The following is a 1,552-nucleotide window of genomic DNA, read 5'->3' on the forward strand; positions in this document are numbered from 1 at the left end:
CACCCATGATCCCGATCTCTACAAGCAGCGCAACGCGGCCGAACGCTGCATCAACCGGATGAAGGAGTGGCGTGGGCCGGCCTTCCGGTCCGACAAGACACCTGACAGCTATCTGGCCGGTCTGCATCCACGCGGAGCCGTCTTATGGATCCGAAGCCTCCGACCAGCCTGGAGATCCGAACTCCGTACAGGCTCCAGGCGGCTACGCGAGCGCCTTCTCGGCGGACGCATCTGACGTGGCGGCCAGGCGGCGTTTGCGCTTGGGCAGGCCGAAGGTCGGGTGCGAGATGCCCCACAGCGAGATCTTGAGGATGCCCGCCTTGATGTGGGCGGCCTTCCGGCCGCCCACATACTTCGGCTTTGCTCGCGCTTCGTCGTCGACTGTCTGCAGGATCCCGTCCTGCCGCCCGAGGCTGATGTGGTTGCCCAGGTAGACGAGCTTGCTGTTCGCAATCTTGCGGCCGGTCAGATGTCCCACGATCGCGTCCGTGGCCTGTCGGCCGGTGTAGCCGGCCGAGGCGCAGGACATCGGCAGCGGCCGGCCGTTGTCGCCGATGGCGTAGGCGCTGTCGCCGGCGGCGTAGACGTTAGGGTGCGAGACCGACCGCATGGTGTGATCGACGACGATCTGACCGTTCTCGGCGACCTCCAGCCCGCCGGCGGCGGCGATGGGGTTGACCGCGAACCCGGCCGTCCACACGGTCGCGTCGGACGCCAGGGCGGTGCCGTCGGCGCACAGCACCCGCGTCGCTTCGACGGCTTCGACGCTGGTGTGCTCCAGGACGGTGATGCCCAGCCGGTCGCAGGCCTGGCGTAGGTGGCTGCGGGCTCCGGCGGAGAGCCGGGCGCCCAGCTCGCCGCGGGCGATCAGTGTCACCGACAGGCCGGGCCGGGATTCGGCGATCTCGGTGGCGGTCTCGATGCCGGTCAACCCGTCGCCGACGACCAGCACACTCCCGTCTTCGCCCCGCCTGCTCAGGCTGTCCAGGCGCTCGCGCAGGCGCAGCGCCGAGGGTCGGCCGGCGATGTCGAAGGCGTGCTCGGCCACGCCGGGGACGCCGCAGTCGTCGCCGTGGCTGCCGAGCGCGTAGACAAGCGTGTCGTAGCCGAGCTCGCCGCCGTCGGCGTCGGCGTCGGCCACGGCGACGATCTGGCGCTCGGGGTCGACGGCGGTGACACGGGCCAGGCGCAGCCGTATCCCTGTGCCCGCGAAGACGTCGGCGAGCTTTGGAGCCTCGATCTCCTGGCCGGCCGCGAGCTGGTGCAGTCGCAGCCGCTCGACGAAGTCCGGCTCAGCGTTGACCACGGTGATCTCGGTGTCCGCCGGGGACAGCCGGCGGGCCAGGTTCCCGGCCGCGTAGGCCCCGGCATAGCCGGCGCCGAGTACGACGATGCGGTGCTTCATGTGTTGCTCCTGTCGGTTCGCTTGCTCCTGGTGATTTGACTTCACCGATTCTCTTGATCGAGGTTGCCGTGAGCCTCTGCCGAAAGGTCCTGCCAGTCGGCCCAGGTCTTGAGCCGGTCGGCGTAGACCTGCTGGAGCATCGGGTAG

General features: G+C 69.4%; 1 protein-coding gene and 1 pseudogene. One reads left to right on the forward strand and one right to left on the reverse strand.

Annotation, left to right across the window (positions count from 1 at the left end):
* Positions 1 to 160 (forward strand): annotated as a pseudogene (locus ACWDS7_RS48430) (IS5/IS1182 family transposase); the annotation flags it as partial.
* 42 nt (positions 161 to 202) lie between these two features.
* Here the strand turns inward: ACWDS7_RS48430 and ACWDS7_RS48435 are convergent.
* Positions 203 to 1,405: an NAD(P)/FAD-dependent oxidoreductase gene (locus tag ACWDS7_RS48435; protein ID WP_451934821.1), complete on the reverse strand. Its 1,203-nt coding sequence runs from the start codon at positions 1,403 to 1,405 to the stop codon at positions 203 to 205.
* Positions 1,406 to 1,552 lie beyond the last annotated feature (147 nt).

Source organism: Streptosporangium sp. NPDC003464 (assembly GCF_053588315.1).